The sequence below is a fragment of the Lelliottia sp. genome, from assembly GCF_045627565.1.
GTDB lineage: Bacteria > Pseudomonadota > Gammaproteobacteria > Enterobacterales > Enterobacteriaceae > Enterobacter.
In genome coordinates this window covers 63,426-85,494 of sequence record NZ_JAZQNX010000008.1, presented here as the reverse complement: position 1 = coordinate 85,494, position 22,069 = coordinate 63,426, and the positions used below count along the sequence as shown (strand labels likewise).

14 protein-coding genes are annotated in these 22,069 nt (G+C 53.3%); 3 read left to right on the top strand and 11 right to left on the bottom strand.

Features of this window, described 5'->3' with window-relative positions; translation table 11 throughout:
- Positions 1–13 precede the first annotated feature (13 nt).
- The gene (gene xseA, locus ACKI5T_RS05295; RefSeq protein WP_407436097.1) at positions 14–1,387 is read left to right on the top strand and encodes an exodeoxyribonuclease VII large subunit; all 1,374 of its coding nucleotides are present in this window, start codon (positions 14–16) and stop codon (positions 1,385–1,387) included.
- Here xseA and ACKI5T_RS05290 read toward each other — a convergent pair.
- The 11 genes from ACKI5T_RS05290 to ACKI5T_RS05240 form a co-directional block, all read right to left on the bottom strand.
- Positions 1,384–1,599, bottom strand: a complete 216-nt coding sequence (locus ACKI5T_RS05290; protein ID WP_015959997.1) for a zinc ribbon domain-containing protein — start codon at positions 1,597–1,599, stop codon at positions 1,384–1,386. The two genes, xseA and ACKI5T_RS05290, sit on opposite strands and share 4 nt — an antisense overlap.
- Before the next feature lie 756 nt (positions 1,600–2,355).
- Complete coding sequence (der, locus tag ACKI5T_RS05285; RefSeq protein WP_015960001.1) at positions 2,356–3,828, bottom strand: ribosome biogenesis GTPase Der; 1,473 nt, start codon at positions 3,826–3,828, stop codon at positions 2,356–2,358.
- Between the two features lie 110 nt (positions 3,829–3,938).
- Complete coding sequence (bamB, locus tag ACKI5T_RS05280; RefSeq protein WP_407436094.1) at positions 3,939–5,117, bottom strand: outer membrane protein assembly factor BamB; 1,179 nt, start codon at positions 5,115–5,117, stop codon at positions 3,939–3,941.
- A gap of 10 nt (positions 5,118–5,127) precedes the next feature.
- Entirely contained in the window at positions 5,128–5,748 is a 621-nt protein-coding gene (locus ACKI5T_RS05275) for a YfgM family protein (RefSeq protein WP_407436092.1), read from the bottom strand.
- 13 nt (positions 5,749–5,761) lie between these two features.
- Positions 5,762–7,036 (bottom strand): histidine--tRNA ligase, encoded by a 1,275-nt coding sequence (gene hisS, locus ACKI5T_RS05270; protein ID WP_235133837.1) that lies wholly within the window; start codon positions 7,034–7,036, stop codon positions 5,762–5,764.
- A gap of 79 nt (positions 7,037–7,115) precedes the next feature.
- A complete protein-coding gene (gene ispG, locus ACKI5T_RS05265) occupies positions 7,116–8,234 on the bottom strand; it encodes a flavodoxin-dependent (E)-4-hydroxy-3-methylbut-2-enyl-diphosphate synthase (protein WP_015960005.1) in 1,119 nt (372 codons plus the stop codon).
- A gap of 26 nt (positions 8,235–8,260) precedes the next feature.
- On the bottom strand, positions 8,261–9,271 hold the full coding sequence (rodZ, locus tag ACKI5T_RS05260; protein ID WP_407436089.1) for a cytoskeleton protein RodZ: 1,011 nt from the start codon (positions 9,269–9,271) through the stop codon (positions 8,261–8,263).
- A gap of 292 nt (positions 9,272–9,563) precedes the next feature.
- Positions 9,564–10,730, bottom strand: coding sequence for a bifunctional tRNA (adenosine(37)-C2)-methyltransferase TrmG/ribosomal RNA large subunit methyltransferase RlmN (locus ACKI5T_RS05255; protein ID WP_015960007.1), 1,167 nt, complete (start codon positions 10,728–10,730; stop codon positions 9,564–9,566).
- 147 nt (positions 10,731–10,877) lie between these two features.
- A complete protein-coding gene (ndk, locus tag ACKI5T_RS05250) occupies positions 10,878–11,309 on the bottom strand; it encodes a nucleoside-diphosphate kinase (RefSeq protein ID WP_133629607.1) in 432 nt (143 codons plus the stop codon).
- A 156-nt stretch (positions 11,310–11,465) separates the two neighbouring features.
- Positions 11,466–13,781, bottom strand: coding sequence for a peptidoglycan glycosyltransferase PbpC (gene pbpC / locus ACKI5T_RS05245; RefSeq protein WP_407436086.1), 2,316 nt, complete (start codon positions 13,779–13,781; stop codon positions 11,466–11,468).
- A 10-nt stretch (positions 13,782–13,791) separates the two neighbouring features.
- Entirely contained in the window at positions 13,792–18,744 is a 4,953-nt protein-coding gene (locus ACKI5T_RS05240; RefSeq protein ID WP_407436084.1) for an alpha-2-macroglobulin family protein, read from the bottom strand.
- A gap of 280 nt (positions 18,745–19,024) precedes the next feature.
- Here ACKI5T_RS05240 and ACKI5T_RS05235 point away from each other — a divergent pair, with 280 nt between their 5' ends.
- Positions 19,025–20,569 (top strand): PTS transporter subunit EIIC, encoded by a 1,545-nt coding sequence (locus ACKI5T_RS05235; RefSeq protein WP_407436082.1) that lies wholly within the window; start codon positions 19,025–19,027, stop codon positions 20,567–20,569.
- A gap of 11 nt (positions 20,570–20,580) precedes the next feature.
- Complete coding sequence (locus ACKI5T_RS05230; RefSeq protein WP_407436080.1) at positions 20,581–21,948, top strand: 6-phospho-alpha-glucosidase; 1,368 nt, start codon at positions 20,581–20,583, stop codon at positions 21,946–21,948.
- The last annotated feature ends 121 nt before the right edge of the window (positions 21,949–22,069 follow it).

The following is a 22,069-nucleotide window of genomic DNA, read 5'->3' as shown; positions in this document are numbered from 1 at the left end:
TGATCCCGCTCACATGTTATCTTCCCAAAGCCCCTCAATTTATACTGTTAGCCGCCTCAATCAATCGGTTCGTTTACTGCTCGAGCAGGAAATGGGACAGGTTTGGATCAGCGGTGAGATTTCCAATTTCACGCAGCCGTCATCCGGTCACTGGTATTTTACGCTTAAAGACGATAACGCTCAGGTGCGCTGCGCGATGTTTCGCAACAGCAATCGCCGCGTAACGTTTCGTCCTCAGCATGGCCAGCAGGTGCTGGTCCGCGCCAATATCACACTGTACGAACCGCGCGGTGATTATCAAATCATCGTTGAGAGCATGCAGCCCGCAGGCGAAGGGTTGTTACAGCAAAAATATGAGCAGTTAAAGGCGAAGCTGTCAGCGGAAGGTCTGTTCGATCAGCAGTTCAAAAAACCACTGCCCTCCCCTGCAAACTGCGTCGGCGTCATCACCTCCAAAACCGGTGCAGCGCTGCATGATATTCTGCATGTGCTGAAGCGTCGCGACCCCTCCCTGCCCGTCATTATCTACCCAACAGCAGTTCAGGGTGACGATGCGCCGGGGCAAATTGTTCGCGCGATTGAGCTGGCAAATGCGCGTCATGAGTGCGACGTGTTAATTGTTGGACGCGGCGGCGGGTCTCTTGAAGATCTCTGGAGCTTTAACGATGAGCGCGTCGCGCGGGCGATTTTTGCCAGTCAGATACCCGTCGTAAGCGCCGTTGGGCATGAAACCGATGTCACTATCGCCGATTTTGTATCGGATATGCGTGCGCCGACGCCATCAGCTGCGGCTGAGGTAGTCAGTCGAAATCAGCTGGAACTGCTACGCCAGGTGCAGAACGGGCAACAGCGTCTTGAAATGGCGATGGACTATTTCCTGGCTAATCGCGCGCGCCGCTTTACTCAATTGCACCATCGGCTGCAGCAACAGCATCCACAGCTGCGACTTGCGCGCCAGCAAACCGTACTGGAACGCCTGCGGCAGCGTATGAATTTCGCGTTGGATAATCAGCTTAAACGCGTTGTTTCTCGTCAGCAGCGCATGACTCAGCGGCTGAATCAGCAAAACCCGCAGCCGAAGATTTACCGTTCGCAAACCCGTATTCAACAGCTGGAATATCGTCTCGCCGAGAACTTACGCGCACGTTTAAGCACGACGCGAGAACGTTTTGGCAATGCCGTTACCCATCTCGAAGCCGTCAGCCCGCTCTCCACGCTGGCACGTGGCTACAGCGTGACCACAGCGACGAATGGCAAAGTGCTGAAGCAGACTAAACAGGTTAAAGCGGGAGATTTAATGACGACCCGCCTGGCAGATGGCTGGGTAGAAAGCGAAGTGAAAGGCATAACGCCTGCCAAAAAAACGCGTAAGAAAAAGCCGGTTTAAACCGGCTCAAACTCAACACGCTTTTTTGAAATCAATCCATGACCGTTTTGGCAGAAATAATCGACCGCACCGCAAGCCTTTAAGACCTGAAGAGGCAGATGGCACTCAGGGCAACGTGCCACCAGAGCGATATCGTTACCACAGTTACCACAATGCGCCATCCCATTTTCAGGCTCAAGCGTTGCCTGGCATGCCGGACAGATAATCGTCATTGTGACTCCTCAATTGAATGTTAGTGACACGATCATTCTAACATGACGTCGTGAACACCCGCTGTAATCGCTGCGATCATTCTACCGCCCTGAGTCGTTATGAATCCCAGCAGATAAAAAACAAAAAACCTGACAGAGTCGCGTGTTATCGTGCCATGACTTGCTTTTCTTGATGTGAAAATACAACACGAAATATTCTATTGATTTTTATACATGTTAAATCTAATAAAAACTTTGTGTACATCCTTGTATACATTCAAAACTGAAGCGCTGGTTTTTGTATAAAATTCATTAAATCCATGAGGATAATTTTAAAGCCAGATATATACGGGAACAGCCATTTTGCTTTCCTTTTAGTGGGTTAATCCTGTCACTTTCTTACACCTGCGCGACGGCATCCCATAAACTAAAGGTGCTATTTTTTATATGGATATTCTGAAAGCTAATTCGCTCAATGCTTCCGCCACTTTAGGCGTCTGAAAAACTGTCAATCCGGTGATTAATTACTGTTTGCCCGTGATGAGGCTGGGGGGAGCCTTCGGCCGACAAGCGTGTTGGAATTGCGGGGTTCGCTCAAGGAGGTTGTGTCATCAGCTACCTGCTAGTGAGCAAGATACAGGAACTGGCTTTCCACCTTAAGTGCAGCGTTCTGCATCCTTCACATCTGCATCAACCGGATAGCGACCAGTAATAAAAAAGCCCGACGCATTGCGGGCTTCTGGGATTTTTGGAAGCGGATGATTTTTTAGTGAATCATCATTTACTTTTCTTGATGTGCTTAATTAAACGCTTACGCTTACGCATTTGGTTTGGCGTCAATGTGTTGCGCTTATCTGCAAACGGGTTTTCCCCTTCCTTGAACTGAATTCGGATAGGCGTACCCATCACGTCCAGCGATTTTCGGAAGTAGTTCATCAGGTAGCGTTTGTAGGAATCAGGCAGATCTTTCACCTGGTTGCCGTGAATGACCACGATTGGCGGATTATAACCACCGGCATGAGCATACTTCAGCTTCACACGACGACCACGAACTAACGGCGGCTGATGGTCTTCAGAGGCCATGGTCATAATACGAGTCAGCATTGCGGTGCTCTGACGACGCGTTGAGCTGTCGTAGGCTTCACGAACAGATTCAAACAGGTTCCCCACACCACTGCCGTGCAGCGCGGAGATAAAGTGAATGCGAGCAAAGTCGATAAAGCCCAGACGGAAGTCCAGCATCTCTTTCACTTGCTCTCTCACATCATTACTCAGGCCGTCCCATTTGTTGACGACGATAACCAGTGAGCGCCCACTATTGAGGATAAAGCCCAACAGTGAGAGATCCTGATCGGAGATACCTTCACGCGCGTCGATAACCAACATGACCACGTTTGCATCTTCAATCGCCTGCAGCGTTTTGATAACGGAGAATTTTTCTACCACATCGGTGATTTTCCCACGCTTACGCACGCCCGCAGTATCAATCAGCACGTATTCGCGCTCGTCACGCTGCATCGGGATATAAATGCTGTCACGCGTGGTGCCAGGCATGTCATAAACCACGACGCGATCTTCACCGAGAATACGGTTAGTTAGCGTTGACTTACCTACGTTTGGACGGCCAACAATCGCCAGCTTGATCGGCAGATCCTGCGGGTTAAAGTCATCCACAGGCTCTTCTTTGCCTTCCACGGCCTCTTCGAATTGCGCCCAATAGGCGGCGTCTTCGTCGATTTCTTCAGGCGGGTTGATTTCGTCAACCCATGGCATCAGCACCGTTTCCAGCAGGCTAGTGACGCCACGACCATGAGAAGCCGCGATCGGATAGATTTCTCCCAGGCCCAAAGCCCAAAAATCCGCGACGGCCTGATCGGCATCAATACCGTCAGTTTTATTCGCCACCAGGAAGGTGGGCTTTTCGCGAGAACGCAGGTGTTTGGCAATAGCCGTATCGGCTGGCATTAAACCCGCACGGGCATCAACCATAAACAGCACAATGTCCGCTTCTTCGATTGCCAGCAGAGATTGTTCCGCCATACGCGTTTCCACGCCGTCTTCTGTGCCATCAATACCACCGGTATCGATACAGATAAACTCTCGTCCTTCCACTTCAGCACGACCGTACTTACGGTCACGAGTCAGCCCCGGGAAATCCGCAACCAGCGCATCACGGGTGCGTGTTAAACGGTTAAAAAGAGTGGATTTTCCAACGTTCGGGCGCCCGACAAGCGCGACCACAGGTACCATGTTTGAAGCCTCATAAAATTCAAAATAACGCCGTATTCACGACGTCTATAAAAACAGTAAAACGGCTCCTGAGTTAACAGGAGCCGTTTATTATACTACAAACGCTACGATTAACGCGTGATTGCGTACAGCGTTCCGTCTTTTGCCTGGATCAGCAGTTTGCCACCAGCAACAACAGGGTCGGTCAGGAAACCTGAGCTATCGACTTTCTCCTGTGCCACAAAGCGTCCGTTTTCTGGATCAATCCAGTGCATGTAACCTTCGCTATCAGCCACAACCAGGCTGCCATTATACAGCGCCGGTGCGGTCAGCAGACGGTGCAGCAGATCGCTTTGCGTCCACAGCGTGACGCCGCCGTCTGTGTTCAGTGCCAGTAGGCGATCGTTCTGATCGACCAGATAAATGCGATTACCTTCAACGACGAAATCATTCACAGATCCCAGTTCACGTTTCCACATGACCTGGCCGCTGCGCAGATCCAACGCCGTGAGGTTGCCGTTATATGCAAGCGCATAAACCACGTTGTCGACAATGACTGGGGTGGTATCAACATCGCTCAGACGGTCGATTTCAGTCGGCCCTGTAGCCTGAGAAATACGCTGCTGCCAAATCATCTGGCCTTGCTGCATTAATACGGCGCTCACGCGGCCGTTATCACCACCCACGATAGCTGCACCAAAAGCCGTAGCCGGAGCAGATTCACCACGCAGAGAAAGTGCTGGCATGTCCAGGTTAACGGTCCATTTCACAGCACCATCAGCCTCGTTCAGCGCTTGCAACTGACCATTACTGGTGTGAATCAGCACCACACCGTCACTGACGACAGGACGTGACAGCGCTTCACCTGCAACGCGAGATTGCCATGCGATGGAGCCATCATTGGTGTTCAGCGCATAAACCTGGGCTTTCTCGCTACCGATATAAACGTGTCCACCGGAAACGGTCAACCCGCCAGAGAGCAGCGCAGGTGCACGAGAGAACCAACCGTCTTTTTCCGCCAGGTTCACAGACCAGACTTCTTTACCGTCATCTGCATTAAATGCGCGAACGGTGCCTTTGCGGTCAGCTGCATAAACAACGTTGTCTGCAAAAGCTGGATGCAGGTTGGAATAGAAATCACCAATACCGCTACCCACGGAAGAACTCCACGCGGTGGAGGGGGTAAATTGATTTTCAACGGTTGGCAATGGAGACATTTTTACAACATCTTCTTCGCCACTGAACAATGAACAGCCGCTCAATAACGTAACGGAAAGCAGTCCTGGCAGAAGTAATTTACGCAATTGCATCGGGTCCCTCTCAGACGGACAAATTATTTATTTTCATCTGCATCATTTCGCTAAGCGCAGGTGAGGCGTTACTTTTCACGCCTGATTCCCACGCGCTGCGCGCGCCTTGTTTGTCGCCTTTGCTCAGCAGAGCTTCACCGCGCAGGTCAGCGACAATGGCAGCAAAACCTTCGCCTTTGATGGTGTCGAGCGTTTTCAACGCATCATCAGCCTTTTTCTGCTGAACCTGAATACGGGCAAGACGCAGATTGATCACCGCTTTCAGATTATCATCGCTCGTTGCAGAGAGACCCTGCTGGAGCTGCGCAGCCGCTTTATCCAGTTCGTTCTTATCAACGAATTGTTGAGCAACTTCAAGCGACGCAAGTGCGCCATAGATGTTTTTATTGTCAGCAGCAAATTTTTCAGCGGCCGTCAGCGTTTGAGGCTGATCGGCGCGAATTGCGCTCACGGTATTTTCGTAAGACAGGGAAGCTCCACGCGCGGAATCAGCCTGATGGCTGTTCCAGTAACGCCAGCTCATCAGCGCACCCACACCTAAAATTACACCAACAGCCAGGGCTTTGCCGTTTTCAGCAAAAAAGCGTTTAACCGCATCAACCTGGTCGTTTTCGTTCTCGTACATTTCCACGCCGTTCTTCCCCTTAGCCCAGTAAAGTGCGCAAGTGCGCCGCAACGCCATCCTGCGTTACCGTTGTTTGCTCACCAGAGCGCAGGTCTTTCACCACGACTTCACCAGCGGCCACCTCGGACTCACCCAGTACCAGTGCAACACTTGCGCCCCATTTATCAGCACGGGCAAACTGTTTTTTGAAGTTGCCACCGCCGTGGTTGGTCATCAGTTTAACGCCCGGTAGCGCATCGCGCACACGTTCGGCAAACTGCATGGCTGCAGACTGCGTATCCGCACCTGAAGCGACCAGGTATATATCGACAACGGATTCTGCTTTAAATTCCGGATTAACTGCCTGAACCAGCAAAACAAGTCGCTCAAGTCCCATCGCAAAACCAACCGCTGGCGCTGCGCGGCCACCCAGTTGCTCGACCAGACCGTCATAACGCCCGCCAGCACAGACAGTGCCCTGAGAGCCGAGACTGGTGGTCACCCACTCAAACACGGTGCGGTTGTAGTAATCCAGACCACGTACCAGACGCTGATTTACGGTATACGCAATGCCAGCGGCTTCAAGCAATTTACACAGGCCCGCGAAATGCTCGCGAGACTCTTCATCAAGATAATCACCCAGCGCAGGCGCATCGTTCAACAGTGCCTGAACATCCTGGTTTTTGGAATCCAGAACGCGCAGCGGGTTGCTGTACATACGACGCTGGCAATCTTCATCCAGCTTGTCTTTATGCTGTTCCAGGAACGCAACCAGCGCATCACGGTAGTTCGCGCGTGCTTCCAGGGACCCGATGGAGTTCAACTCCAGTGCAACGTGCTGAGAAATCCCCAGCTCACGCCACCAGCGCGCAGTCAGCATGATCAGTTCAGCGTCAATATCCGGGCCTTGCAGACCGAACACTTCGACACCCAACTGGTTAAACTGGCGATAACGGCCTTTTTGCGGACGTTCGTGACGGAACATCGGGCCGATATACCACAGGCGCTGTTCCTGATTGTACAGAAGACCATGTTCGATGCCGGCACGTACGCAGCCCGCCGTTCCCTCAGGACGCAGCGTCAGGCTATCGCCATTGCGATCCTCAAAGGTATACATCTCTTTTTCAACGACGTCAGTCACTTCGCCGATCGCGCGTTTAAATAACGGGGTCTGCTCTACAATCGGCAAACGGATTTCACTATAACCGTAGCTGCCGAGCACCTGTTTCAGTGTGCCTTCAATGCGCTGCCAGATGGCGGTTTCGCCAGGCAGATAATCGTTCATGCCGCGAATGGCTTGAATGTTTTTTGCCACGTTTATTCTCTTTCTATATACAAAAAAGAACCCTAAGAATGGGTTCAATCATACATGGGAAGCACCGCTTCCCATCACGTTATTTCTCAATCTGCTGAATGCTGATGCGCTGCGCTTCATCCAGTATTGTTGCTTTCGCTCGGATGCGGGCTTCAAGCTGATCGATCATGTCGTTATTATCAAGACGATCCTTACGAATGCCATCTTCATAAAGGCCACTTTTCTTATTCCCACCCGTCACCCCGAGGGTAGACACAAGCGCTTCACCAGGACCGTTAACGACACACCCGATGATCGAGACATCCATTGGCGTAATGAGATCTTCGAGGCGTTGTTCCAGCGCGTTTACCGTACCGATAACGTCAAACTCCTGACGCGAACAGGTTGGACACGCGATAAAATTGATGCCGCGGGCACGAATGCGCAGTGATTTCAAAATATCGAAACCAACTTTGATCTCTTCGACCGGATCGGCCGCTAACGAAACGCGTAACGTGTCGCCGATACCTTCGGAAAGCAACAGCCCCAGACCAATGGCCGACTTAACGGAACCGCTACGCAAACCACCAGCTTCAGTGATCCCAAGGTGCAGCGGCTGTTCGATCTGTTTTGCCAGCAAACGATAGGATTCGACCGCCAGAAACACATCTGACGCTTTAACGCTCACTTTGAACTGATCAAAGTTGAGACGATCGAGATGATCGACATGACGCATGGCTGATTCCAGCAGCGCCTGCGGAGTAGGTTCGCCGTATTTTTCCTGCAGATCTTTTTCCAGCGACCCGGCGTTAACGCCGATGCGGATAGGTATATTTTTATCACGAGCACAATCAACTACTGCGCGGATACGTTCTTCGCTGCCGATGTTACCCGGATTAATACGCAGGCAATCAACGCCGTATTCGGCCACTTTTAGCGCAATGCGATAGTCGAAGTGGATATCCGCAACCAGCGGAACATTGACCTGCTGCTTGATGAGTTTGAATGCTTCAGCCGCATCCATTGTCGGCACGGAAACGCGAACAATATCCGCACCTACGCGCTCTAATGCTTTGATTTGATTAACTGTCGCAGCAACATCCGTGGTGCGGGTGTTGGTCATCGACTGGACGGCGATAGGTGCACCATCGCCAATTGGCACATTCCCAACGTAGATCCGTTTGGATTTCCTACGTTGAATCGGAGCCTGGTTATGCATGAAAAGTCTCCCGCGTTACTCGCCTGTTACTGTGCTGCAGATTGTTCGGCACTAACGGTAAGACGCGCAACCTGGTTTGTTCTGATAAAACGGCTTAGATCGACAGGTTTACCTTGATACTGGATCTGTACCGCAGATGGAGCACCGATTTTAAGCTTATACGGTGCCTGACCCGTTAGATTTAACGTGCCATCTTTACGCTGCAAACCGCTGAACAGCTTTTTACCAGTCGCGTCTGTCACTTCAAGCCAGCAGTCGGCAGAGAAGTTCATGACCAGCGCGTTGGCATCGGCAGTCGTTGCCGCAACGCCAGCCTGATCGGTAGGCAGTGGCTGAGTAACGTTAGCATTGCCAGTCGTTGTGGGGGTTACCGCCGGTGCAGAATCAACGTTTGCCTGAGAAGGCGATACCACTGCGTTTTGCGCAGCAGTCTGATCTGGCGTCATAGCAGGCGCTGGATTCTGGACAGGCTCGACAGTCTGAGAATCCGTCTCAGCGGTTTGAGGTTCGCTTGACGTCGAAGCGCTGTCAGTGTTTAACGGCACGCTTTGCGCGCCGTTGTTGCCGGAATTATTCAATGCCGCCGAAGATTGATCGGCCATGGTGGTGATCTCTTCCTGCTGCGCTTTGTGGTTTTGCCACCACCAGGCGCCGGTCAGGCCAATAACCACAAACAGAACCAGCCAGGTAAAACTCATTAACCAGCCGTCACGTTTTTTACGACGTTTGCCCAGAGAGAAGGTCTGCATCGGAGCGACTTTCGCCGCACGAACCGGTGCATGTTTTTCCATCATCGGCAACAGTTCTTCTTCGGGGATATGCACCAGTTTTGCATAAGAGCGGATGTAACCACGCAGAAACGTTGAAGCAAGATCGGCAGGTGCCTTATCTTCTTCAATATTGCGAACCGTGGAAACTTTCAGGCACAAGCGTTCTGCAACAGCTTGTTGGCTGAGTCCGAGTTGTTCACGGGCGTTGCGAAGACGAACGCCAGTGGAGAGTGCTTCAGTTTTATCGTGAGTGGCTTCAGTATTCATTCGCTACAACTACTGGTACGTGTAAATTAGGATTCAGGTGCCGGTCAGTCACAATGCCACCCGCACCGCGAAACTTCTGGTCAATTAACCTTAGACAGACAGTATAGGACTGCCAGGCCTTAGTTTACAGTGCAGCTCAACTCGCGAAGCTAAACTGTTGTTACGACGTTACATACTGCCTTAAAGTCGTCAGAAACGCACCGTAATTATTAAGTGATTACAATGAATCTGACTGATTATTCAGTAAGCTGATGCTTCACGGCGCAAAGCATGCGCCGTGACTGCATGATAATCAAACAGCTTTAACGTCGATTGTCTCACCCTGCATACGCTTACGCAGCGTGCGTTTGGTACGGTCAATCACATCGCCCGCCAGTTGTCCGCAGGCTGCATCGATGTCATCGCCACGGGTTTTACGCACGATAGTGGTAAACCCATAATCCATCAGCACTTTGGAGAAACGGTCGATACGGCTGTTTGAGCTACGTCCATATGGCGCGCCCGGGAACGGGTTCCATGGGATCAGGTTGATTTTACACGGTGTGTCTTTCAGCAGCTCTGCCAACTGATGTGCATGATCGGTTTCATCATTCACATGATCCAACATCACATACTCGATAGTGACACGGCCCTGATTCGCATTCGACTTCGCAAGGTAGCGGCGCACGGCAGCGAGGAATGTTTCGATATTGTACTTTTTGTTGACCGGTACAATTTCATCACGGATTTCATCGTTAGGTGCATGCAAAGAGATCGCCAGCGCAACGTCAATCATGTCGCCCAGCTTATCCAGCGCAGGAACAACACCAGACGTGGAGAGCGTCACACGGCGTTTGGACAGACCAAAACCGAAATCGTCCAGCATGATTTCCATCGCCGGAACGACGTTAGTCAGGTTCAGCAGCGGTTCACCCATGCCCATCATCACCACATTGGTGATAGGACGCGTGCCCGTAACTTTAGCCGCGCCAACGATTTTCGCTGCGCGCCATACCTGCCCGATAATTTCTGAAACGCGCAGATTACGGTTAAAGCCCTGCTGCGCCGTTGAACAGAATTTACACTCAAGTGCACAACCCACCTGAGAGGAAACGCACAGCGTCGCGCGATCTTCTTCCGGGATATAAACCGTTTCAACGCGCTGATCGCCAACTGCAATCGCCCATTTGATAGTGCCGTCGGCTGAGCGTTGCTCTTCGACCACTTCAGGTGCGCGGATTTCAGCGACGTCTTTCAGCTTGTTACGCAGCACTTTGTTGATGTCCGTCATGTCATCAAAGTTGTCGCTGCAATAATGGTACATCCACTTCATGACCTGGTCGGCACGAAACGGCTTTTCGCCCATTTCAAGAAAGAACTCGCGCATCTGCTGGCGGTTCAGATCCAGCAGGTTGATTTTTCCATTTTTATTGGGAACCGCGACAGTGGCGACTTCTGAGGTATTCACTAATTCAGACATAATATTTTCCGGCCTCGTTGTTACACGTTGTGGCCCGTGGAGGGTTAAAAAGAAACGCCCCGGTGAGCAGTCTGCTCTTCCGGGGCGTAGCATTGTACAAATTCTGGCGCAGGGATGCCACGTTTGCACGCAGCATTTACGAAAAAATTAACGTGTGCGTGGGCACACTTCGCCTTCACCGAAGAAATAAGCGATTTCGCGCGCGGCAGATTCAACTGAATCAGAACCGTGAGTTCCGTTCTCAGTGAAGCTATCAGCATAATCAGCGCGCAGAGTACCCGCCAGGGCGTTAGCCGGGTTGGTCGCACCCAGCAGATCGCGGTGACGCTGTACTGCATTTTCGCTTTCCAGCACGGAAACAACGATTGGGCCGGAAGTCATGAACTCAACCAGACCGTCGAAGAAAGGTTTACCGTCATGCTCTGCATAGAAGCCGCGAGCCTGTTCAACGCTCAGATGCAGCATTTTGGTGCCAACAATTTTGAACCCTGCAGATTCAAAGCGAGCAAAGATGCTGCCAATAACGTTTTTTGCCACCGCGTTTGGCTTAATGATGGAAAAAGTACGTTCAATAGTCATGATAACCCCTGTAATTTGTTCTGTTGTTTTGCATACGTCTGTATGACCTGGCGCGGATTATAGAGAGCATTATCCCTATTGCCTATGGATCTAAGTAACATTTTTTTAAAATAAGACGAGCTTTAGCAACAGACCGCATCGACAATTTGCTTTTATTCACTGCAGGACGAAGTTCACTGTGGCAACCTGCCCCGTTTCATCCATGATCAGTACCTGATAATCGCCTGCTTTATCAAGCTGCAAAGTGTAAGCGCGCCCCTGAACATCCAAAGGCTCGCCATTCAGGAACCACCAGCGCCTTCCTTCCCCACCAAATGTGGCGAGCGGCAACGATACGCGCGATTCGCCAGGCAAACGTTTGATAACAGCCCCCTCACGCACCCCGGATAACTGGAAGGGCGCGGGTGAATCCTGCGCCAAAGGAGGGCAAACCGAAGATGCTAATGGGATACGCGCCTGTCTTCGCTCTGAAGTAGGCAGCCATGGCTCAAGCGGTAGCGGCCAGACGTCCAGGACTTTTTCTTGCGCGCCAGGGCAATCGGCGGCAACGCGCTTGCCCTCGTTATCTACCCAAATTGGAAAACGAATTCCCCGAATACCCTCCTGCTCCGGCAGCAACAGCGTTGGCGGCTGGCTGCCGTCAAGTAGCCATGTCGACAACCGGCGGCGACAGTTTTCACTCCCAACGGGCAGCGACTGGCCGCCCGGCCAGCAAATCACGCCGCGCCCCACGGAGTCTGGGCGCAAGTCTCGCGGCAAGCGTGACTCGTCAATCGTCGAGTTAGACTGAAGCAAGTTGTTGACCTGATTCAGCAGCGGCACGGCGCTGGCAAACCCAAACTGCCCGGCGACAGGGGTCCCGTCGGGGCGTCCCGTCCAGATACCGATAAGATAACGCGCGTTCAAACCCACCGCCCAGGCATCGCGATAGCCATAGCTGGTGCCGGTTTTCCACGCCAGCGGGGCAACCTGCGGCAGCGCGGCATCGGGCAGCGGCTGCGACTCATTGGCTAAAATACGCCGAATAATCCAGGCTGCGCCCGGCGAAAGTAACGGTCGTTCGACAAGCGGCTCGCCTGGCTGGAGGCGCAATCGACCAGCTTTACCGTGCCGGGCAAACGCACTGTAGGCTGCCGTAATATCGGCAAGCCGCGCCCCTGCTCCGCCAAGAATGAGTGATAAATTTGGCTGTGCGCCTGCAGGTAGCAATAGCGGTAAGCCTGCGTTACTGAGTAATCCTGCAAAACGTTTTGGCCCGTAAGCTTCCAGCACTTGCACGGCGGGTAGATTCAGCGAACGGACTAATGCTTCACTCATGCTGACGGGACCGTGAAATCCGCTGTCGAAATTACCCGGCCGATAATCTCCCGTGCGGCGCGGAACATCCTGCAGCAGAGAGGCGGGATGAATCAGGCCATCGTCCAGCGCCATTCCGTAGATAAAAGGCTTCAGCACCGATCCTGGCGATCGAATCGCATTAACCATATCAACATGGCTAAAACGGCTGTCATCGGTGATGTCTACCGACCCCACCCAGCCGCGCACCTTCATATTGGTATGATCCACTACGATCATCGCCAATGAACTGCGCGACGGGAGCCGGGATTTCCAGTTGATCGCCAGCTCTTCCAGTTGTCGCTGAAGGGAGGCATCCAGAGTGGTTACAATTTTATTTTCGCGGCTTTTGTTGAGCATCATGCGCGAGAACAGCGGAGCTAATTGCGGCATCTGTCGCGGAGCAAGCCAGACTGGTTCTTCGCGCGACTCTTTGACCTGCTGCGCAGTCCAGACGCCTTGCGTCACCATGCGCTCCAGGACTTTATTCCTGGCTGCTTCAGCACGATCCGGCCAGCGGTCTGGGCGCAGGCGGCTCGGTGCCTGAGGGAGCACTGCCAGAAGCGCGGCTTCTGAATAACTCAACTGGGCGGGGGATTTACCAAGATAAGCCCAACTTGCTGCACCAACGCCCTGTAGCGTCCCGCCAAATGGAGCGCGATTAAGATAAAGCGTGAGGATATCGCGCTTGGAAAGATGCCATTCCAGCTGCATGGCACGCCATAGCTGGCGGATTTTTCCGCCAAAGGTGCGCGGATGAGGGTCAAGAAGCCTCGCTACCTGCATAGTGAGCGTGCTGCCACCCGAGACGACTTTACCCGAACGCAAATCCTGCCAGGCCGCGCGCATGACTGAAAAAGGGTTTACACCAGGATGATCCCAGAACCAGCGATCCTCATACTGGATCAGGGCTTCAAGATAGCGCGGAGAAACGTCTTCAATGGTGACGGGATAGCGCCAGATCCCTTCGCTATCCGCAAATCGCCAAAGCGGAATTCCTTTTTCATCTGTGACCACGCGCGCGGGACTGACCTCTTTTAAAGGCAACGGCCACAGGCGATCGGCAGCGAAAACCAGCCCCCATAAAATAAGAAAAGCGCCCGCCAGCCATAGCCAACGGGAGCGTCTCAGATGCATTGACCGCACGTTACGGAACGACAATCAGCGGGCCACTTGCCGCACCTGTTGCCCGCCACTGCGGAACATACATGGACTCCACCATAGGAACCGGAACCTGGTATGTACCCGGCGTGACAGCGCGCGCCAGATAGACCAGCGTAACAGGTTGTCCTTCGTTTACCGGGACCGCCGCAACGAAGCGATCGTCGCGGAACTCCATATGCTGGATATCGGCCTGCTGCATCTGACTGAGCAGATTCTGAACTTCACTGCCGCTGTCTTGCAGGCTGGCGCTACTGCTGGCCAGGTTTTGGTTTTCAAGCTCAAGCCCAGCAGGCAATAAGTCGACAACCAGTGCATCGGGGACATTCTGGTTGGATTTGACTTCTAGCCAGACCAGTACCAGTTCGCCGCTTTTTAAAGAAGAGAGCGATTTAGTGCTGCCATCGGTGGCCAGAATATGGCGTTCAATTTGCAGAACGTTTGAGCTCGGCTGCGGTGCATATTCCGGATACCCCGAGGTATCAAGACGTACCCATAACGGCCCCGTCCCGCTGTTTGTGACCTGCAATGTGCCAAGCCGATCGCCCGCGACATTTTGCACCTGCGCGCGATCGCCACTGAGCGCACTTTCCGCCAGGCTGGTCGTTGCCTGCCATTTTCCTGAAAGCGTCTGTAACGAACGTCCGGCCAGGAACAGAGCATTACTTTCTTGAGTCGACAGCCAACGCTGGCTGAATGCCTGTTCTGATAGAACATTCAACAAGCTATTTTGCGCATCCGGCAACAGCTTGTACTCTTCCAGCAGCGAAAGCATCAGCGCATTATCACGAAGCTGGCTACCATAATCTGCCATCCAGTTTCTGGAATCACTCCGCGGAGTTTTAAGCGCTAAATCCAGTGCCTGCTGGCTTCGCGGTGCGTCACCCATCAGTTTCAGCGCCATACCTAACTGCATCAACGGCAGCCCTGAAGCGGCCTGATCATGGCGCTGCCAGATTTCACGCAACGCCCCCAGCGGCGCTTTTTGCTGACGCGCCAGGACCAGCGCAGCATAAGCCTGCACGGCAAATTTACTCGCCTGCGCATTATCGCTGTAGCGAATCGACATCATGCCGGGATCTTGCAGATAGCGCAGCAGACGGCTGTTGGCATTATTGATGGCATCAACCGGCACGCTGTAGCCCTGCTCACCGGCACGTACCAGGAAGTCAGTGACGTATGCGGTGAGCCAATACTCTTCCGGGCCGTTCTTATCCCACAAAGCAAAACCACCCTCGTCGCGCTGCATTTGCAGCAAGCGCGAGATGCCAATATCAATGGCCGTACGCCGTTTATCGTCCGTGTCTCCTTTGATGCCAAGCGCGGCGAGTTGCGCTGCATTGGTATAAAGCGACGGGAACAACCCGCTGGCGGTTTGCTCCAGACAACCATAAGGGTAAGCCTGTAACTCGCGGATATAACGCGCCAGATTCAGCGGCGGCTTACCGCTGAGCAGCAATTGCCCTTGCAGGGTTGCCGGAGAGAACCCGGTGAGATGTTGGGCAGGTGCGGTCCAGCTTTCACCCGGGTTGAGCATCGCCCCCGTATTGACCGTTTGTGCCGGGAATGCCGGACGCACGCCAATTTTCCAGCTCTTCTGCTGCGCAGCGAACGTCTCGCCCGGAAGCGTCAAGCCTGAGACTTGTGCAGCGATTTCGCCGTCACCGTAGCCCTCCAGGGCACGCACAGGAATAAAGAGTGTGGTTCGCGCACCTGGTGCTAATTCAACCGGCTGCGGTTGAGCGCCTTCAAGAGCCATCAGCCCTGAAACGTTCAGCGCGACGTTCAGCGTTTGCCGCTGGTCGGTAAGGTTAGTGAGATCGAGCGTTAATCGTGTGGTATCGCCGCTGGCCAGGAAACGTGGCATGTTCAGCTCAGTAATGACGGGCGCGGCGACGATCACTTTGCTTTCATTGCTGCCGAAGTCATCCTCGGTCCAGGCCTGCGCCATTAGCCGTAGCTCACCGTTAAAATCACCAATCGGTAAAGAAACCGTTCCTTCTCCGTTGGCATCCAGCACGACGGGCTGCGCCTGTTGAGCAATAATAGTGACATGATTCACCGGCGGTTTACCGCCACGTTTCAGTTCATCACCATCGCCACCAAAACGTAGCGCTGCCAGTCGGCCCTGCCCTTCAATCACCTGACCATAAATATCGTAGATATCTGCTCCGTAACGTTTCTGGCCGAAGAAGGCCTGCCACGGATCCGGCGTGACGTAATCGGTAATATTCAACACCCCGCTATCCACGGCGGAAACCAGTACGTTCACTTTTTGAGGTACCGTCCCCTCTTTTACGCTGGCTTTCACTTTTACCGACAGCGTTTGATTCGGACGCATTTTCTGCGGATTATCCAGCGCGATATTCAGACGGCGATTCTCATCTCCCATCGGCAGATGCAGTAGTCCCACAGCACGTTTTGGTGTAGCAGATTTGGATTTATCACCCGGGCGAACCACCAGCGTGCTCAGGTAAAGATCGTGGCGCTTCCAGGTTTTATCGACCGGTATGGACAGATCCAGCCCATTTGCCGGCACGTCGATCTCCTTCCACCATAGCGGACCTTCGCTGGACTCGATCATCGCATAGCCTTTACCTGCGGCCGGTGCGGCGATATGTAACTTAATGGTATCGCCCGGTTGATAGGCGGGTTTGTCGAGCTTCAGCGTCACGCGATCCGGACGAGCCGCACCGGTGCCGTCGCTGTTGTCCTGCCAGCTGTAACCGGCCCAGAATCGTACGCTACTGACCACGTTGTCTGGCGCTTTGACTTCAAGCCTGTATGAACCCCACTCCACGGGGAACGTCACTTTGCCCGTCTCGTCGGCTGCCAGCGTCATCTCCTGCTCGCCTTCTACCAGCTCTTTTTGGTCGAACTGGGACATCCAGCCTTCGCTTTCCGACCAGTTCCAGTAGTAATCACGGCGCTCCCGGATCAAACGAACCTGTAAACCCGACACAGCTTTTTTAGCTCCGCTGGCATCGGCATAGACGATATCGAAACTGGCGTTACCGTTTTCATCCACAATGGGCTGATTCACCGTGGTATCGGTTCGGTAGTCATACACTGCTTTGCTGGCAAACTGCGGGCGGATCCCTGGAAGTGTCTCTGCAGGCCAGATCGCCTGTTCCACACGTCGAGTTATCGGACGGCCACCGGATTCCAGCAGGCTCGCCTGAAGAATAAGCTGAAGCGGTGAATGGGTCTCTTTCCACTGGCTCTCGGTTGAAACCTGCCCTCTCCCCATTTCATCGAGCGTCAATTGCACTTCATCGAGACTGCGGCTGAGATTCTCTTCTGCAATGTCGCCAAACTGGAAGCCAGGTAATGTGCTGACAGCTTCACGCAATGGGCGCAGGAACAGTTGCCCTTGCAGGCTATTTCCATTGGCCGGCGCACCGTAAAGGTAATAACCCACAACGTTGAAATTCACTTCGTCTTGTGGCGAAACAGGCATTTTCTGCGTTTTCAGGTCAAGCGCCATGCGCTCTGGCATAAAATCTTCAACATGGAAATCCCACATCCGCTGCTGGTTGTCGCCCGTATTCGCGCGAATATGCCACATGCCGGTTTGGGCACCGCTATCCAGCGGATAATTGAAGCGATACAACCCGTTTTCGGGCTGGCTGACAAACGTGCGCGCCACTTGCCCATCGGGACGAAGGACTTCGAGCTTCACAGGCTGATCGGGAAGCGGTTTGCCGTCACTGTCACGCAGCAAACCGTTGAGAATGACCGTTTCACCCGGACGATAAAGATCGCGTGGGCTAAACATAAAGAATTGCTTGCTGAAACCGGGCGCACCGGCGATATCAAACTCAGCCAGATCGAGCGCCGGGAGTTTGAGGTCGAGCAGCGTCGTTTGGCCATCTTTGCGCGCCAGGATCAGCGCGGCCTCTTTATCGGTTTCGAGCTTCGCGTGTCCATCCGCATCACTGGTGCCTTGTGCCAGGGTTTGCCCCTTATCGTTTAGCAGCGTGACTTCGATTCCCGCTTGCGCAGCGCCGTTTTCCAGACTCTGGGTGAAGATATCAAGACGATTGTGGTAACGATGAGCAGACAGGCCGATATCGCTCAGAGTAAAAAGCGTGGCGGCATTACTGTAGTTGTAATGTCCGGCCTGATTCATCACGGCGATGTAGACACCTGACTGCTGCAACGGCTTGATATCACGCAGTGGGAGCAGCAGTTTTTCACGGGTGTTACGCGCCGGGTTCAGATCAAAACGTCCGGTATAAACCAGCTCTGCCATTTTGAGTAGATTATCGGACTCCCAGTTAGTCAGGGAATTGCGGTATTCCCACTGGCTGACAAATGCCGCCAGCGACTCCGGCTTAATTCGATAGAAATTGACGTCCACATTGTTGACGTTCAGGGCCATGACCGGCAAGCCTTCAACCACTTTTCCCGGCAGGAGTGAACCCCGGCTGGCAAACCCCACACTGGGTTCAATGTCACGCGTAGTCAGGGCCTTTTCGTAATCAATCCCAAACGTGGCTTTGTTCAGTGCCTGAAGGTCACGCTCGATAGTCACCACCAGATTGCGGTTCGGTTCCAGGTGACGCAGGCGCAACTCTTTAAGCGTGGGGGAGAGTTCCCACGCGCCATCCACTTTGCCGCTTTTTTTATCGACGACATGAACGGTACGGGCGAAATCTTGATCAGGATTGAGCGGGACAGAGAAGGTCAGCACCAGGGTTGATGCGCCGTCGAGCTGCACTTCAGACGCATCGAGCAGCGTCAGCGCTTTTCCCTGGCTTTGCGCAGCCAGTTTCGCAAGCTTTTCACCATCAGGTTTTTCAGCAGCTTTTGAAGGTGGGGCGGCCGATGCAGCGGGTGCAGCGGCCTGAGTTTTATCGTCGCTGTTGTCACAACCGAAAAGCGTGAACGTGGAAAACAGTGCCAGCGAAATTGCGGCTATACGAAACGGTTTCATCTTATATCCCTGGCCTGTGGGCCTGTTGATGGTCATCCGGGTAATTATTATCGGCTAGTTTCATTAATTCAAAAGTCCAGTGCAAGAATTTGGAAAGCGCCTCGCATATCTCTTCACTTGAATCCCTGCTGCCACACCGATCACAGTGTCGCACGTTACATGTAACCTTCGAAGTCATTTGTTTTTAAAACAATAAGATAGATAGATCCCTTGCCCCTTCACCTGCTAGTTTTAAACCTGAGACGCACTCTGAGTGCGCGGTTCATTAAGAGAGATAGCCATGAAACGAGCCGTGAACGCCCTACAAAACTTCGGAAAATCATTGTACGGACCGGTACTTATCTTACCTATTGTCGGTCTGTTCATCGCTTTCGGCAACGTGTTTGGTAACGGTAATCTTGCCGAGTACCTTCCGTTTCTGGGGAATCCGCTGATTCAAAACATCGGTCAGTTGATTGCCAAATCTGCCGTATCGGTGCTTGTAAACCTGGCACTGGTGTTTGCCGTCGGGATCCCTGTCGGCCTTGCGGCGCGCGACAAAGGTTACGCGGCATTAATTGGTCTGGTGACGTTTGTGGTGTTTATCAACGCCATGAATGTCACGCTTCAGTTGCAGGGGGAACTCGCGCCTGCGGAGCACATGAAAGCAGCCGGTCAAAGCATGGTGCTGGGCGTACAGGTTCTGGAGATGGGCGTCTTCGCCGGGATCCTGACGGGTGCCCTGTCTGGATATCTGTACAACAAATATTCCAGCGTACAGTTTAACGGCGCGATGGCTATCTATTCCGGACACTGTTTTGTCGCCATTATCATGCTGCCCGTCTCAATGCTGCTGGGCGTCATAATGAGCGAGCTGTGGCCATTTGCTCAACACGGTATCAGCACGATGGCACTGGCGATTAAAGGGTCCGGTCCGTTTGGCGTCGCCATCTACGGGTTCCTGGAGCGCATTCTGGTGCCGACCGGCCTCCATCACCTTGTCTACACCCCTTTCCTCTATACCGAACTGGGCGGCACGCAGGAAGTCTGCGGGACGATTTACCAGGGCGCGCGCAATATTTACTTTGCCGAGATGGCCTGCCCTGACGTGAAGCAACTCAGCAGCACCGTGGTGTGGGATGCGCGCGGCATCAGCAAAATGTTTGGCCTGCCCGCCGCGGCTCTGGCGATGTACATGACCGCTAAACCGGAGCGCAAAGCGATCGCCAAAGCGATTCTGATCCCGGCGGCGCTGACGTCGCTGCTGGTGGGTGTCACCGAACCTATTGAGTTTTCCTTCCTGTTTGTTGCCCCGCTGCTTTTTGTGGTGCATGCGGTGCTGACCGGCCTCGGCATGATGCTGTTTTATCTGTTCGGCGTTCACGCCATCGGTGCCAACGGCATTATCGATTTCATTCTCTATAACCTGCCGCTTGGCACGGAGAAATCGAACTGGCCGATGTACATCGTGGTCGGGCTGATTATGTTCGCGCTCTATTTCATCGTGTTCCGTTTCCTGATTTTGCGCTTCAACATGAAGACGCCAGGTCGTGAAGACGAGGATCAGGAGACCCGCCTGTACAGCAAGCAAGAGTATCAGGCGAAAGGCAATAACGACGGGCTGGGAGAATCCATTGTTATCGGCCTCGGCGGGCGAGAAAACATCGAAGTGGTGGATAACTGCTACACCCGACTGCGCGTCACTGTGAAAGATGTCGCCATTATTGATGAGCCGCGACTCAAGGCGACCGGCGCGAAGGGAATTATCAAACAAGGTAACAACGTTCAGGTGGTCTACGGGCTGCATGTCAAAAAAATGCGAGAAGCCGTTGAGACGTTTCTCTGAAGGAGATAAATATGTTTAACCCCCCTTTTATTCTGTCCATCGCCGGTGGCGGCAGCACCTATACGCCTGGCATTGTGAAAAGCCTGATGGTGCAGTTACAAGACTTTCCGCTGGCAGAAATTCGCCTCTATGATATCGACGCGGCGCGCCAGAACACCATTGCGCCAGTCGTTGAAAAAGTCATACGCGATCACAGCCAGAGCATTATTTTCACCGTCACCGACGATCCAGAAGTGGCCTTCAGTGGCGCGCACTTTATTTTTGCTCAGATGCGCGTGGGTCAGTACAAAATGCGTGAACAGGACGAAAAGATCCCGCTGCGTCACGGCGTAGTCGGCCAGGAAACCTGCGGGCCGGGTGGGCTGGCCTACGGACTGCGCACAATCCTGCCGATGGTGGAACTGATCGATCTTGTCGAGCGTTTTGCCCACGAGAAGGCCTGGATTGTGAACTACTCCAACCCGGCGGCGATAGTGGCAGAAGGTGTGCGCCGTCTGCGTCCGAACGCACGCGTGCTCAACATTTGCGATATGCCGGTGGCGGCGATGCGCAATATGGGGGCGATTTTGGGCGTCGATCGCCACAAACTGGAAGTCGATTACTTTGGCCTGAATCACTTTGGCTGGTTTACGCGCGTGATGGTGGACGGCGTCGACAGACTGCCGGAGCTGCGCAGCCACATCGCCAAATTTGGGTTGCTGACCGAAGACGCGGCCAAAACCGATCCGCAGCACTCCGATCCGTCATGGGTCAAAACCTGGCGCAACATTAAGCCGATCATGGATAATTTCCCGGACTATCTGCCGAATCCATATCTGCAGTATTACCTGATGCCTAACCAGATCGTTGAACATCAGACCCCGGACTACACCCGTGCCAACGAAGTGATGAACGGGCGCGAGAAAAAGCTGTTCGCGGCAGCTGAAGAGTACAAGCGTACCGGTATTTTATCTGATGCGTTCCACGTCGGCGTTCATGGCGAGTTTATTGTGGATGTCGCCCGTTCGCTGGCGTTCAACCTGCGCCAGCGCCATCTGGTGATGGTCGAAAACCGTGGCGCGATCACCAATCTGCCTTACGATGCGGTTGTTGAAGTCCCTGCGTATATCACATCCGAAGGGCCAGAACCGATTCGCGTCGGGCAGGTGCCGCTGTTCCATCAGACTTTGCTGCAGCAGCAGCTTGCGTCTGAGCAACTGTTGGTCGAAGCCACTGTTGAAGGCAGCTACGAAAAAGCCCTGCAGGCCTTCACCCTGAACCGCACGGTGCCAACAATGGAACACGCGAAAGCGATTCTGGATGACATGATAGAAGCTAACCGTGACTACTGGCCTGCGCTGCAAAAAGCCTGGCAGGACGGCGAAGCGGTGAAAAAATAAGGGGTTGCTCGCGAGTTGAACGTGGTTTGCTTGTCGGTGTCAGAAAAAACACCGACAATCCATTTTTACCGTCAATCCTTCGGGTTGCAGCATTTGCAGCACTAAGGGGAACGGTTAAGTG